Below are 12979 nucleotides of genomic sequence, written 5' to 3'. Positions count from 1 at the left end.
AATGCAAAAACGTTACCTTTTTGCGCTATATAGCTTTATTATCATTCTATTTCTAAGTGGATGTGGACAAGAACAGGTCAATCCAAATAAAACGGATATTACAGAGCGAGAAGAAAACACAACACAAAAGTCCTTGCCTCCTCCAGAGACAAAAGAGAGTGAAGAAGGCAAGGTGTCTCCTTCAGATTTATCAGGGCTAAAGGTCCACTTCATAGATGTCGGGCAAGGTGATTCGACCTTACTTCAATATGCCGACAAGGGTGAAGACTTTACGATTTTAATTGACGCCGGAAACTGGACGGGAGAAGAAGTTGTTAACTATCTTAAGGCTCAAAATGTTTCACAGATTGATATTGCCGTCGGGACCCACCCGGACGCAGATCACATTGGGCAGTTGGATAAAGTGATTAACATCTTTAATGTTGGCGAAGTATGGTTATCCGGCAATACGAACCCTTCCCAAACCTTTCAAAGGCTATTAGCGGCAATTGATTCTAAAAAAGTGGATTACTATGAACCAAGAATGGGTGACCGGTTTGAAGTTGGACCCCTCAAGATTGATGTTTTATACCCAAAAACCATTAGCGAACATGACAATGAAGAGTCCATTTCGTTTAAACTGACCTATGGAAGTGTTACGTTTGTTTTAACAGGAGATGCCACAACAGAAGATGAGTTAAAAATGCTCCAGAGCGGAATTGATGTAAAAGCTGACATTTTAAAACTTGGGCATCACGGCTCCTCCACCTCCACTCACCCAGCCTTTCTTAAGGAAGTAAATCCGAAGGTTGCCATTTATAGTGCTGGTTTGAATAATACATATGGTCATCCTCATGAGGAAGTCGTCAATCTTGTTCAAGACTCGAAGATTCAGCTTTATGGGACAGATGTTCATGGTACGGTACTGGTAGAAACAGATGGAAAAGACTATAAAGTACTTACGAAAAAAGACGGAACCATTACACCCCCTAGCAGCGGAAGTACAGCAAAAGATGAAGCGAAAGTTGAAGTGCCGTCTGCACCAATCGCTGGCAATTGCATTGACGTAAATACAGCAACCATAGAGCAATTACAAGAAATCATGCACATTGGTGCCGCGCGTGCACAGGATTTAATTCAATTAAGACCTTTTAGCTCCGTTGATGATTTAGGGAGAATTAAAGGTATTGGACCTGCAAGGATTGCGGATATTAAAACTCAAGGACTTGCTTGTGTAGGAGGTTAAAACCATTAAAGGTTATTTAGACAGAATTGAAGATAATCAATTTGCTGTTATTTTAGTTGAGGAAATAAAAAAGGAATTCATCATTCCAAAAACCAGCCTGCCCCAGGGCAGCGAGGTACATTCTTACTTTGAGCTTACGATTGAAGATGATAAAATCACTTCCTTGAAATTGGACGAACAGACCACTTTTTCTGAACAGGAAAAAGTCGATAACATGATAGCCAAGCTTCGTTCTACCAGTAAAGGAAGTAAATTTAAAAAGAACTAAATTTACGATAGAATCAACTCGCCATTTTGTGATGGCGAGTTTTCTTTATTGTAGAATCCTAGTACTTTTTCCATATCAACTGATTGGTACAATGCTTATCTAATATGGGAAATATATAATCTTTTACGTTCTGAATTAGATTGGTATAATGATGTGTATGAACTACTTTGGAGGGATCATTATGACCACATTTGAAAAGTTAAAACCTCTTATCGCAGACCAGCTTGGCGTCAAAATGGAGATCATTAAACCGGAATCATCCTTTAAAGATGACCTCGAAGCGGATTCACTCGATATGGTGGATTTGACGATGGAAATTGAAGATGAATTCGCGATTGAAATTAATGACAAGGTTGCAGCAACACTTCAGACGGTCGGTGATGTTGTAAACTATATCGAAAGCAATCGTAAATAATAATGAAGCGGATAGCCCAAGCAAGCGACCACTGTAATGCCATGTGACGTATCGCAGAAGGCATCCGCTAGTTTAAATACTCCAAAACCACTCTTATTAATGCCCCCTTTTTCCATTTTCCAAGATTCGATGTTCTGCTGCGATAGTAAATGCCCTTATCCCAAAAACTAATCATAGAAAATAATCCTTTTCTGCTTTAAAATAGTATAGAGAATTATTTAATCGAGGTGATACGTCATTTTTGAATTATCCTACATCGAATGGTTAGTTGTTATTTTAAGTACTGTTTTTATCGGGTTTACAAAGACTGGTGTTTCCAGCATGGGCATACTCGTTGCCACAATCTTAATGTACGTTTTTCCAGCGAAAGAATCTATTGGAATTCTATTACCGATGCTTATCGTCGGAGACTTGTTTGCAGTCATTTTTTACCGAAGAAGTGTGGTTTGGAAATACCTCATTTCATTGATTCCATGGGTATTAATCGGAATTATCTTTGGTTACTTTGTCCTTAATCAAATCAACAGCGATCAATTAAAACCATTAATCGGCGTAATTGTATTAGCACTGATTATCTTGCATGTCAGTCGTGAGAGATTAGGAGAAACATTTACCAAGGTCCTGCCTAAGTCCTTATGGTTTACTGTCTCTATGGGTATATTAGCTGGGTTTACCACGATGATCGGCAATGCTGCCGGCGGTGTCATGGCCATTTATTTATTAATGAAAGGCTTACCGAAGAATGAGTTTGTTGGGACTGGAGCCTGGTTTTTCATGTTTGTAAATTTAATTAAAGTACCATTTTATATTAGTTTAGGTTTAATTACTTTTGATTCTATTACATTTAATATGTGGTTAATTCCTACTATTTTAATAGGAGCATTTATTGGAATCAAAGTGGTCCCGCACATTCCACAGAAAGTTTTTCAAACACTGATTCTTGCATTTGCTTTGATCGGAGCATTAAGACTTATCATTATTTAAAAAAGTAACCGTTCCTGGCTGGACGGTTACTTTCTTTTTAATGAATCATTTTTTATTCCAGTTCTTTATAAACGTTTACTTCAATGCTTTCTCTTAGTTTTCCCAGTTCAGGAACAATTCTCTGAACATGTTCACTTTTACCGTGTTGTTTTAAAGCCTCTTCATCCACCCATTCTTCTAGCATAGTAACCACTGATGGATCCTTTATATCTTGATGCAGGGCGTAGTAGATACATCCTTCTTCTTTTCTTGTTTCTGAAACTAAGTCTCTAGCCAGTTCTAAATATTCTTCAACCTTAACTTCTGGTTTTAGTTTGCCTTTCGCAACCACTCTGATCATCTTCTTAACCCCTTTCATTTTTTCTAATTTACGAAAAGTTCTTTCTTGCAAAAGAAAATATGTACGTTTCAATTATTGACTGTACTAATAGTATTCTAACAAATATACTCATTATTTTCTTAACATTTCTGGATTTTTCACTTTTATGGATACCACTTCTCCACAATCCATACAAACAGTGTAAACTCTTTCAGTACCATAAGACATTTTCTTATTAATCGGACGAAGGTTGATAAAGTCCATTGCCTCTACAAAAGAATTCCCGCCGCAACATTTACATTTCATTTCTGATCTGGTCATTTTATTTCCCCTTTTTATCCTTTTTCATTTGTACGTTTTTATGAGGAGAAAGTTTCAAACCAGATTAATATAATTGCCTAAAGTGGTCCTTCAGTTCTTTTTCTGAAAGAATAAGTTTTCCATCTAAATTACCGGTTTGTAAAACGAACTCTTTCACTCCAATAAACTCAGATTCTGAAATAACATAGAAAATGGTTCCTTTCTTATGTTTACCTCTGAAATTTTTAATTAATTTAAATCTTTTCATTAATAATACCTCAATCTGTGTGATTGATAGTTATTTTACATTTGGTTTAGAAATCATTCAACAATGTTGAAAGAAATGTACAAGGAACAGCTAAAGAAGCGCAAGGTGAAACCCGCGCTTGAAGTCTGTTCATTATACTGTTGAACTCTGCTGCAGCTGTTTCAAAACATCGTCTGTTTTCACGATGGTTGCGAACTCTTTGTGTAAGGCTGCAATCTCATGCTTATGTACATCCTCCGGAGTAATGGTGGTATTAGTATGGTCAGTAATTTCGTAGGCAGCGGTGGCATCTTCTACTAGGAACGTTTCAAATCCTAAATTGGCACTCATTCTTGCGGATGTGGAAACGCAGTGTTGAGTAGATAACCCCGTAATGAGGACTGATTGAATCTGCTTCTCTCTCAGATGGGATTCTAGTTCTGTCCCAATGAAAGCACTATTCACATTCTTTTGAAAAACAATCTCTTGCTGTAAAGGTTTTATGATTTCCTTAAATTCAACACCTGTTTTATTTTTATAATGGAGTGGTGAATGGGGCAATAATGACAAATGCTGTGAATAAATGATTTCCCAGTCACGTTTCCTCCACTCTGTTAAAAGCAATAATATATTTTCCTCTGCTTGCGGATTATTTCGCTTCCCCCAAAAGGGATCATCAAAACCTTTTTGAACATCTAATACTAACAATGCAGGGTGATTTATTATCTTCATACTGTTCTCCTAAGAAAATTATTTGACATCATTACTTCCAAATAAGGTGCTGTTCCATCTTTATAGTTCCCAAATCAAAATAAGATATTTAAAACCAGGTAACTGTCCGCCTGAGGTGGACAGTGTCCACGGGCGGTGCCTGTCACCGCAATTGTTTCACCGCGATTGTTACCGCGCTAATCTTCCACTGCCTATTTTTATTGATTTGTAAAACATGTTGTCCTCCTTCTGCATAGGATATCTTGAACACCAAAGGCAGGAGGTGAATTTCTATGAGTAATGGTCATTCTTCCTATGGCATTTTGGGACTTTTCCTTGGATTCTTAACTGGTGTAATCTGGTTATTGCTTTCCATTTTGAATATCGTTACTGGTTTCTTTGCTTTACTTGGGTTAGGCAGCTTAGGAACTATTTTAAACATCCTTATTGCGTTAGTGGGGTTCCTTGTTTTTATTGTTTTTGGACTACTCATATTTAAGAGAGTCTGGCACTTTTATTTTAAGAAGTAATTGTAAAAAGCCTATTTAGATAATTTTCATTATCTAAATAGGCTTTTTTTTGGTACTGAGGGATATAATTTTACTTCATTATCATTTTTAATTAACCTGATTTTTTGCACAAATTCATGTATTGATTTTTTGTAGCTTTGTATGTCTGATGAGTATAATAAACTTTTGCAGATGCGGTGTTATCACATTGCGAACACTTTATTTTATATGGTGCTTTACGTATATGGGGAGTTTCTAATAGTGTTAATGCTTCTTTCATATGCGTGTGACAAACCCACATTATTCTCACCTCGAATGATTTAATTGAATTCACTGACAAGTACAGATGTCTAAAATTTTTATTTATTCGCAGACACTTCTTGCTTTAGTTTATCTGGTTTTCTCATTTTTACTTGTTTGGTAATTTCATCATCCCATGAAATTTCAATATCTCCATTTGTAACAAAGGTCTGGCAGCCTAAGCGATACCCTTTCTCCAGCCATTCCTCTCCTAATTTTCTTCTTTCCTGAATTTTTACATTATCAAGGAATTCAGCCCCTTCTTCCGCCTTAAAAACGCAAGTGCCGCAAATTCCTCCTCCACATCGATTTGGAAGCTCTCCATCATAGCGAAGTGACATTCTTAAAATATTCGAATCCTCCGGAACATCTAACTGTTTATTACTATTAATAAATCGAATTTGTGGCATCTATGAATTCCTCCTTAAAATCTTCTCCTTGGTATACAATATACCATATATTCGTTAACGAGACAATGTGTAAATTTTAAAATATTCTAAATATTAGTTCCTATTATTATATGACTCTATTAATAAAGCTAAAAATAAAACAGGCTGCATGAAATATAGCTGCCTGCCTTAACTTTTATTTCTAAGAAGTTTCTCTTGGATATTATCCATATAAGTGATATACGCCTTTTTAGAGTTCTCAATATGAATCCTCATCAAATTCTCAGCCATTTCTGTTTCTTGATTACGTAACGCCTTCATAATATCGATATGTTCTTTTAAAGAAATTTTCCTTCTGCCTGGTGTCTCGTAGCCCATATTCGCAGCCATATGGATATAGTCTATTAATCCAGATAGTATTTCAAATAATTTAGGACTTTTCGATGCTTTATTAATTAAATGATTCATTTTAATATGTTCAAAGTTAAAGTTTTCTTCCTCATTCTCTTCAATTTCCATCAGTTCTTTTATTTTTTGATCCAATTCTGATTTGGTCTCTTGATCCATTCTCTGTGAAGCTAGTTTTACTGCTAGGACTTCTAATGATGCAAGAATCGTAAAAACCTCAGTAACTTCATTTACAGATATATTGGAGAGAACCACACCTTTCCTTGGTACTGTTTTCACAAACCCTTGTGATTCCAGCCGGAACAAGGCCTCCCTTATGGGCGTACGGCTAATTTTCAATTTAGCTGCTAGCTCTCTTTCTATTAGACGGTCCCCAGCCTTAAACTCTCCTTCAAGGATCATCTTTTTTAAATAGAGATAGGCATGCTCTCTTATCGATAGCAGATTATTTTCCTCCCATATTACTTCCATCACTTCACCTCCTGATTGAATCTGTTTCTTTTTCAAGATTAAGAAAGAAAAATGCCGCCATAGAGCAGTGCACCAATAATCACAAAAGATGGATGAACCTTCATCCTGCTTAAGGTGAGATAACTGAGTAAAGCTAAGAGTACAAGGTGAAAGATACCACTGTTTTCAAATGCTGTTAAAAAGAACTGATATGCCATTACAGCAAGTAAGATTGCAATGATTGGCTGGACAGATTTTGTCATTAGTTTTACTTTTGGTGAATCCTTGAATATATTTACAAACTTAAACAACAAGATAACTGCGATTGCTGATGGGAGAATCGTTGCTGCAAGTGCAACAATTGAACCAATAACACCGCCCACTTCATACCCGATAAAGCCTGCCATCTTCGTCGCGATTGGACCTGGTAAGGCATTGGCGATAGCTAACAGGTCACCGAACTCCGATAGTGTCATCCAGTCTCTTTCGTTGACTACTTCGATTTGTATTAATGGGATTGTAGCAGGTCCTCCTCCGTATCCCAAAAGATTCGCAATAAGAAATGACCAAAATATCTCTAAATAAATCATGAGCTTTTCTCCTTTAGTTCAACCACATCTTTTTCAGGAGTTTTTGCAGCCTTTTCTTTACGGCTGGCAATAAAAAAGGCAGAAATTAGAAAAGTGGCGATTAAAATACCCGGGTGAAGTCCGACCAATTGAATAAGGATGAATGAAATGGCTGAGAACAATAACATCTTCGATAATCCCAAACCTTTTTTGCCATTTTGGAAAAAACGATAAGCCATTTCCGCCAGCATATACCCTATAACAGGCGTAACCCCTTGAACCATTCCACCCACAATAGGAGAATGACTAAATGAATAAAGAACACCTAATAAACCAAGCATGGCAATGACGGAGGGAAGAACGTGGGTTAAAATTGCTACCACAGCACCTATGTTGCCTTTTACTTTATAACCGATATAAGCAGCCATCTTTGTAGCAATAGGACCTGGAAGCGTATTTGCTAGAGCCAATACCTCACCAAACTCTTCTTCAGACATCCATTTATATTTTTTCACTGCCTCAAATTCGATTAACGGGATTGTAGAAGGGCCGCCACCATAGCCTGTAACTCCGGTACGTGCAAATCCAATGGCTAATTCCAAATATTTACTCAATTGATTCTCTCCATCCTTCCATTGTAGCTAGCCTTTGAAGTGTTAAGCCTATTTAGGGACCCCATAGTATTCATTGTTCTACCATTAATGGGGTCCCCATTTTTCTAAATTTTAATATCCGCTTGTGTTAATACTGACAGGCCGTTACTCTCTACATGCTTTTGTAAAGCTTCAAGCGCTGCCGTGCCGACTGCTATATCCTGCTCTCCGTTACCACCGCTGACACCAACGCCGCCTACAACTTCTCCATTCACCACAATTGGGAAGCCTCCCACAAAAATAGCAAATTTACCTGGAAGCATTTGTTGAATGCCAAATGCCTCGTTTCCTGGTAAGGCAGGACCATTTGGCTCTTTATTAAATAAATGAGTGGATCGTTTATGACCAGAGGCCGTGTATGCTTTTGCAATCGCAATTTCAGGTCCAGTGATTCTCGCTCCATTCATTCGTTCAAGAGCAATTAAATTCCCTCCATCATCAACAATGGCGATTGTTTCAAATACACTGATTTCTTCTGATTTTTGCTTTGCTGCTTCAATCATTAACTTTGCTTCTTCTAGTTCTAATTTTAATATTGTTTTCATTTATTCTCCTCAATCTTTCTTATTTAATATCCGATATAAACGGTCTTTAATTGTGTAAAAAATTCCAAACCAACCCGGCCGGATTCACGGAATGTAGATGTACTTGAATTTTTCAGCCCGCCAAAGGGTGCATTCATTAAATTCCCAGTAGTGGTTCGATTAACCTTTACAGTTCCGGCTTGAATATCCTTTGTAAATTTATTTGCAATCTTCAGACTGTCTGTAACAATCGCTGCTGCTAAACCATATTCAACATCATTTGCAACCTGAATGGCCTCTTCATATGTATCTACTTCAATGACAGCCACTACAGGACCGAAAATCTCTTCTTTTGCAATTCGATGATCAGGTTTTACATTGGTAAAGATTGCCGGCTGAACATAATACCCCTGTTGAAATTTGCCTTCTGTAAGTTGTTCTCCGCCATAAACCAATGATGCTCCATCTTCTTTCCCATACTCAATGTATTTCAGAACGTTTTTCAATTGCTTTTCATTTGCGAGAGGTCCGATTTTCACGCCCTCCTCAAAGCCATTTCCTATTTTCAACGCATTCGTTTTTTCAATTAATTTTTCCACAAATTGCTCTCTTACATTTCTTAAAACAATTACTCTGCTTGTTCCCGTACACGCCTGCCCAGTTAAGGAAAAACCACCGTTAACCGTTAATGTAGCGGCTAGTTCAAAATCTGCATCATCCATGATGATTAAAGGATTTTTTCCGCCCAGCTCCATTTGTGTTCGAGTTGTAAATGAGGATTTTTTGTGAATATCTTCTCCTGCAGCTGTCGAACCTGTAAATGTAATAGCCTTAATAGCTGGATGGGTAACTAAAGAATCGCCTACTTCAGAAGCTTTTCCCGTCACGAAATTGATGACCCCTTTTGGTATACCAGCTTGATGTAATGCCTCAACAAGTCGTAATGCAATTAATGGTGTATCGGAAGAAGGCTTGAAAACTACTGTGTTACCTGTAATTAATGCTGGTGCAATCTTTCTTGCAGGAATGGAAAGCGGAAAGTTCCATGGTGTAATAACACTGACAACCCCAAGTGGTTCTCTTTCTGAGGACACCTTCATATCAGGATCATCATTCGGATAGGTTTCTCCTGTAATTGTCTGACCTTCTACGGCATAAAATCGAAGAGTTTGTGCCGACCGAATCACTTCATTCTTAGCGTCTGTAACATGCTTTCCTTCTTCCCTTGTCAACTCTTCTGCGTATTGATCAGCATTTTCCTCCAGTATGCTTGCTGCTTTATTTAAGATTGCTGCACGTTTTGAAGGAGAGGTCTTAGCCCATTTTGGGAAAGCAGTTTGAGCTGCTGCAATGGCTGCCAGGATATCTTCTTCAGTGGAAGCTTGGAAGGCGCCAACAATATCTTCTGTATTCGCTGGATTTACACTTAAAAACTGCTTTTTGCTTACTGATTCCTGCCACTCACCATTTATATAGTTATTGAACGTTTTCACTGTTGTTGTTAACAAAGTATCACCTTTTTCTTTTTTAATAGAAAATGGCCGTCAAATAAAACCTCGATACTACAAGATTATTATGACGGCCAGGAAAGATAGATTTTTAAAGGACGTTTATCCTTTCGAAATCCAATCTATTTGTATGAAACTAAGTATTTTAGTTGGTTTGAACTAAAGACCCTAAGTCCTGCTCAAGATACTCTCTCCATAAACCATCCATGTACATACGGCGCATTTTAGCACCTACTCTAACGATTTCGAGGCAGCGTTGCTGTAATTCTGGCGTATCTGCATGGTCTAGAACAATCTTATATCCACGTTCACCATGAATTTCATCTGAAACAATGTGTAAGTCGAAGAATTCAATTTCTTCATCTGTAAATCCGTATTGAGCGCGTAATGCTGGAGTTTGCTTTCTATAAATATCAGGCACTTGAGATTCTAAGCCTACAACTAGGGCAGCAGTAGCAACAACGAAATGTTCACGAGCCGCTACAGCGAAGCACCAGCTTTGAAGACCTAATGTGGTCGGTGCCATATTATCTGGGTTAATGACTCGTTCAGCAGTGGTTCCACAAGCTTCTGCAAAACGGATCAATAAATCTGTATGACGATCTGCTGCAATCTCTTCTTCATACATGTTTTGTAAAGTAAAGTCTTTTGCAGCTGCAAATTTTGGATCGCTTGGAGTATTGTGATAGATATACGCTAGGTAATCTGCGAAAGGTCCTACGTAGTGATAATGGTTTTCAGCCCATCTCGCAAAGTGTTTTCTTTCTAGTTTTCCTTCAGCCCAAGCTACTGTAAATGGAGCCTTCTGGCTATGGTTTCCTTTAATTGCTTCTTCTAGTTCTTTACGAAATTCGTCTTTTGATAATAATTCTGTCATTTTTACTCCTCCTGTTTCCTGGGCATTTATTGCCATCTTTGTATTTGATATTTTGTATACCAAATTAGTAGTAAAAAAATAGAGATTGTAATGAGTTACTCTCTATATTTTGAATAATTGTATTTGGTATACCTTAATGAAAATACTAACCTATTATTTTTTATTTGTAAATATAATTTTTAGAATTTTTTAAAATATTAATCAATACTTTTTATTTCTTAGTTTTCTATATAAACATCCATATTTAAATTTAATAAACTGTTGAGCTCTTTTGAGAGATTTGCCAATGCTTCCTCAACGATTTGTTGACCCAATTCCCAACTAGCTTGTGTGGCATCTCCAATAGAACCGTTTTGGGTCATTTCTTCATAAAAATAAAAGCCTTGAATAGCCTTTCCAGGTCTAAGCTGCTTCCATCTCCCAGTTTCTTGGATATCACCTTTCTCTAGTTGATCAGGACGAACAAGTTCTGGAGCTAAATACAAAGCTTCTGAAACTTCCCTTTCACAACTGTGTCCAAATAAAGGTGATGTAATGAAATTCCCGATTGTTTTTTTAGCAGATGCGGTGGTTTTCGCATAGTAAATGTCAACATTAAGTTCTTTTGTCAGTGTCATAGATGCAACATTTAATGTAGTTTGGTTTCCACCATGTGAATTTAACAATAAGAATTTCTTAATTCCATGATGGCTAAGCGATGAGAGCATATCCTTAAGGATTGCAATTAATGTATTGGGCTGCAGGGAAATAGTCCCCGGAAAGTTCAAATGGTGCGGTGATACTCCCATATTTATGGTAGGAGTAATCAATGCATATGGAAACATTTTTTCACCAAGCTTTTCTGCCATCTTTTCAGCCAATACTGCGTCGCAGCTTTCAACCATATGAGGTCCATGCTGTTCATGCGCTCCAATTGGAATGATCGCAAACTTAACAGTCTTTAATGATTCTTCAACTTCCTGCCATGTCATTTTTGTTAGATTATAACACTCCAATAATATCCCCTCCCAATAACTTTATTTATTTAGGTATTTTGTATACCAATAATCCTTTAAAAAATGATCTCCTACCGTAATGTAGCAGATTGCTTCTTTGGTGCCTGAATCGTGATATTCTCTTGAGAAATTTCTATATCCTGTTCAATTGTTAACTGACAGGTTAATCGATATCCTTCCTCCACCTTATCACCTAACATTTTAATTTCTTTCCAGTTTGGCGGTGCAATCGATTCTCCACCGCTAATCACTCGGCAAGTGCATTTCGTACATCGTCCCATTCCACATCCATACTTTAATTGAGGAAATTGACGTATACCTGCTAAGACTACTAGATTTGCCTGATCCTTAACTTGCTGTTCCACAACCGTTCCATCCACATGAAGAATTACTTTTGGCATAACATTACCCCTTTTCTGTATGATCAATTATTTTGATACTTTTCTGAATTATACAATCTTTTCATATAGAAAGAAAAGAAGTTTTTATAATTTTTTAAAAATTTTAAATTTATCATTGAACAAATTGACAACTTAAGATAAACTACTCATAAGGTATTTGGTATACAATATATCAAATTTAGGGATAAACCTTTCTACTATTTATTCCTACGATTCAACTGCTATCAAATAATATTAAAGGGAGTGTTGCAAATGGGGAACTATATTGTATTAACGAACAAAGATACTTTTCAAACCATTCTTGAAAACGAAGGGTTACAGGTTGTTGAAACCTATGACTTTTATTTCTTTGATAAGTTAAAGGCCAAATACACAATCGCAAAAGTGATCGATGAAAATATTAAAATTCAATTATTCGAGGAATTTGAAGGAAAAGAATATGTAAACCACATAGCTGTGAAGTTTTTTGAACGATTTGAAACGATTGAAGATGCACGAGAAGAATTAAATGAGATTGTTAAGGCCTCTGGGAATAGTGAAGATTCTATTCACTCAAAACTGGTAAAAACACCAGAAGCAGTTTTATAATCTAGTCGAATCTTATACATTACTCATGTAATAACCGGAGCACACCCATCTCACCTCCGGTTTTTATTTTGGGCATTTTCAATACGTCAAAAACCGCCACTATATAAAGTGACGGTTATTTTTATTCATATGGGAAAGTTAAAAATTTAATGTTTTTCTAAGCCGTGCTAACTTCTTCTCAGCTTTTTCCATTGCTTTCTTTGAGCCAAATAGAAAATTAAACATCCCCATTACCTCCTATTTTGTTTTGCTTACTCTTATTCTATTACGGTATTAAAAAAATTACAACAACATTGTATACCAAATACCAAAATTATAGTGTATAATATGTATAAATGG

The 12979-nt window shown here is 36.8% G+C and carries 19 protein-coding genes; 6 read left to right on the top strand and 13 right to left on the bottom strand.

Translation table 11 applies throughout. The features are described from left to right. The first annotated feature begins 1 nt into the window (after window position 1). The 4 genes from H0184_RS16445 (at window position 2) to H0184_RS16430 (ending at window position 2892) form a co-directional block, all read left to right on the top strand. Window positions 2-1225, top strand: a complete 1224-nt coding sequence (locus tag H0184_RS16445) for an MBL fold metallo-hydrolase (protein ID WP_221827078.1) — start codon at window positions 2-4, stop codon at window positions 1223-1225. Between the two features lie 4 nt (window positions 1226-1229). Next, on the top strand, window positions 1230-1493 hold the full coding sequence (locus H0184_RS28100) for a DUF3006 family protein (RefSeq protein WP_221827201.1): 264 nt from the start codon (window positions 1230-1232) through the stop codon (window positions 1491-1493). A 181-nt stretch (window positions 1494-1674) separates the two neighbouring features. Continuing rightward, a complete protein-coding gene (gene acpP, locus H0184_RS16435; RefSeq protein WP_221827077.1) occupies window positions 1675-1908 on the top strand; it encodes an acyl carrier protein in 234 nt (77 codons plus the stop codon). Window positions 1909-2145: 237 nt separating this feature from the next. After that, window positions 2146-2892, top strand: coding sequence for a sulfite exporter TauE/SafE family protein (locus H0184_RS16430; protein WP_221827200.1), 747 nt, complete (start codon window positions 2146-2148; stop codon window positions 2890-2892). Between the two features lie 52 nt (window positions 2893-2944). On the opposite strand, the gene H0184_RS16425 is transcribed toward H0184_RS16430, so the two are convergent. The 4 genes from H0184_RS16425 to H0184_RS16410 all read right to left on the bottom strand — a co-directional run bounded on the left by H0184_RS16425 (window position 2945) and on the right by H0184_RS16410 (window position 4490). After that, a complete protein-coding gene (locus tag H0184_RS16425; RefSeq protein WP_221827076.1) occupies window positions 2945-3232 on the bottom strand; it encodes a putative quinol monooxygenase in 288 nt (95 codons plus the stop codon). A 111-nt stretch (window positions 3233-3343) separates the two neighbouring features. Next, complete coding sequence (locus tag H0184_RS16420) at window positions 3344-3532, bottom strand: hypothetical protein (protein WP_221827075.1); 189 nt, start codon at window positions 3530-3532, stop codon at window positions 3344-3346. 64 nt (window positions 3533-3596) lie between these two features. After that, on the bottom strand, window positions 3597-3779 hold the full coding sequence (locus tag H0184_RS16415) for a hypothetical protein (RefSeq protein ID WP_221827074.1): 183 nt from the start codon (window positions 3777-3779) through the stop codon (window positions 3597-3599). A gap of 132 nt (window positions 3780-3911) precedes the next feature. Next, entirely contained in the window at window positions 3912-4490 is a 579-nt protein-coding gene (locus H0184_RS16410; RefSeq protein WP_221827073.1) for a cysteine hydrolase family protein, read from the bottom strand. A gap of 272 nt (window positions 4491-4762) precedes the next feature. On the opposite strand from H0184_RS16410, the gene H0184_RS16405 reads away from it, so the two are divergent. Continuing rightward, window positions 4763-4999 (top strand): ABC transporter, encoded by a 237-nt coding sequence (locus H0184_RS16405; RefSeq protein ID WP_221827072.1) that lies wholly within the window; start codon window positions 4763-4765, stop codon window positions 4997-4999. 338 nt (window positions 5000-5337) lie between these two features. On the opposite strand, the gene H0184_RS16400 is transcribed toward H0184_RS16405, so the two are convergent. From H0184_RS16400 to H0184_RS16360, 9 genes are all read right to left on the bottom strand, one after another. Then, window positions 5338-5688: a 2Fe-2S iron-sulfur cluster-binding protein gene (locus H0184_RS16400; protein WP_221827071.1), complete on the bottom strand. Its 351-nt coding sequence runs from the start codon at window positions 5686-5688 to the stop codon at window positions 5338-5340. A 168-nt stretch (window positions 5689-5856) separates the two neighbouring features. Continuing rightward, window positions 5857-6546 carry a GntR family transcriptional regulator gene (locus tag H0184_RS16395; RefSeq protein WP_221827070.1) on the bottom strand — a complete coding sequence of 230 codons (690 nt, stop codon included), beginning with the start codon at window positions 6544-6546 and terminating at the stop codon, window positions 5857-5859. 38 nt (window positions 6547-6584) lie between these two features. Next, window positions 6585-7115 (bottom strand): chromate transporter, encoded by a 531-nt coding sequence (locus tag H0184_RS16390; RefSeq protein ID WP_221827069.1) that lies wholly within the window; start codon window positions 7113-7115, stop codon window positions 6585-6587. Next, window positions 7112-7708 carry a chromate transporter gene (locus H0184_RS16385; protein ID WP_221827068.1) on the bottom strand — a complete coding sequence of 199 codons (597 nt, stop codon included), beginning with the start codon at window positions 7706-7708 and terminating at the stop codon, window positions 7112-7114. The genes H0184_RS16390 and H0184_RS16385 overlap by 4 nt, the downstream gene beginning before the upstream one ends. 104 nt (window positions 7709-7812) lie before the next feature. Further along, window positions 7813-8292 (bottom strand): GlcG/HbpS family heme-binding protein, encoded by a 480-nt coding sequence (locus H0184_RS16380; RefSeq protein WP_221827067.1) that lies wholly within the window; start codon window positions 8290-8292, stop codon window positions 7813-7815. Window positions 8293-8315: 23 nt separating this feature from the next. After that, complete coding sequence (locus H0184_RS16375) at window positions 8316-9779, bottom strand: aldehyde dehydrogenase family protein (protein ID WP_221827066.1); 1464 nt, start codon at window positions 9777-9779, stop codon at window positions 8316-8318. A 145-nt stretch (window positions 9780-9924) separates the two neighbouring features. Further along, window positions 9925-10656 carry a TenA family transcriptional regulator gene (locus H0184_RS16370; protein WP_221827065.1) on the bottom strand — a complete coding sequence of 244 codons (732 nt, stop codon included), beginning with the start codon at window positions 10654-10656 and terminating at the stop codon, window positions 9925-9927. Window positions 10657-10874: 218 nt separating this feature from the next. Then, window positions 10875-11651 (bottom strand): creatininase family protein, encoded by a 777-nt coding sequence (locus tag H0184_RS16365; protein WP_221827064.1) that lies wholly within the window; start codon window positions 11649-11651, stop codon window positions 10875-10877. Window positions 11652-11722: 71 nt separating this feature from the next. Next, complete coding sequence (locus H0184_RS16360; RefSeq protein ID WP_221827063.1) at window positions 11723-12052, bottom strand: 2Fe-2S iron-sulfur cluster-binding protein; 330 nt, start codon at window positions 12050-12052, stop codon at window positions 11723-11725. A gap of 252 nt (window positions 12053-12304) precedes the next feature. On the opposite strand from H0184_RS16360, the gene H0184_RS16355 reads away from it, so the two are divergent. After that, window positions 12305-12640 (top strand): hypothetical protein, encoded by a 336-nt coding sequence (locus H0184_RS16355; RefSeq protein ID WP_221827062.1) that lies wholly within the window; start codon window positions 12305-12307, stop codon window positions 12638-12640. Window positions 12641-12979 lie beyond the last annotated feature (339 nt).

Origin of the sequence: Neobacillus niacini (assembly GCF_019749295.1) — a bacterium.
GTDB lineage: Bacteria > Bacillota > Bacilli > Bacillales > Cytobacillaceae > Neobacillus > Neobacillus niacini_D.
Note: the sequence above shows the minus strand (reverse complement) of the source record. Positions and strands in the feature narration are given on the sequence as shown.

Bases quoted from the DNA above. Each gene is read 5' to 3' on its own strand.
- H0184_RS16445 (WP_221827078.1), top strand. From the start codon at position 2: ATGCAAAAACGTTACCTTTTTGCGCTATATAGCTTTATTATCATTCTA.
- acpP (WP_221827077.1), top strand. From the start codon at position 1,675: ATGACCACATTTGAAAAGTTAAAACCTCTTATCGCAGACCAGCTTGGC.
- H0184_RS16425 (WP_221827076.1), bottom strand. From the start codon at position 3,232: ATGATCAGAGTGGTTGCGAAAGGCAAACTAAAACCAGAAGTTAAGGTT.
- H0184_RS16420 (WP_221827075.1), bottom strand. From the start codon at position 3,532: ATGACCAGATCAGAAATGAAATGTAAATGTTGCGGCGGGAATTCTTTT.
- H0184_RS16415 (WP_221827074.1), bottom strand. From the start codon at position 3,779: ATGAAAAGATTTAAATTAATTAAAAATTTCAGAGGTAAACATAAGAAA.
- H0184_RS16410 (WP_221827073.1), bottom strand. From the start codon at position 4,490: ATGAAGATAATAAATCACCCTGCATTGTTAGTATTAGATGTTCAAAAA.
- H0184_RS16405 (WP_221827072.1), top strand. From the start codon at position 4,763: ATGAGTAATGGTCATTCTTCCTATGGCATTTTGGGACTTTTCCTTGGA.
- H0184_RS16400 (WP_221827071.1), bottom strand. From the start codon at position 5,688: ATGCCACAAATTCGATTTATTAATAGTAATAAACAGTTAGATGTTCCG.
- H0184_RS16395 (WP_221827070.1), bottom strand. From the start codon at position 6,546: ATGGAAGTAATATGGGAGGAAAATAATCTGCTATCGATAAGAGAGCAT.
- H0184_RS16390 (WP_221827069.1), bottom strand. From the start codon at position 7,115: ATGATTTATTTAGAGATATTTTGGTCATTTCTTATTGCGAATCTTTTG.
- H0184_RS16380 (WP_221827067.1), bottom strand. From the start codon at position 8,292: ATGAAAACAATATTAAAATTAGAACTAGAAGAAGCAAAGTTAATGATT.
- H0184_RS16370 (WP_221827065.1), bottom strand. From the start codon at position 10,656: ATGACAGAATTATTATCAAAAGACGAATTTCGTAAAGAACTAGAAGAA.
- H0184_RS16360 (WP_221827063.1), bottom strand. From the start codon at position 12,052: ATGCCAAAAGTAATTCTTCATGTGGATGGAACGGTTGTGGAACAGCAA.
- H0184_RS16355 (WP_221827062.1), top strand. From the start codon at position 12,305: ATGGGGAACTATATTGTATTAACGAACAAAGATACTTTTCAAACCATT.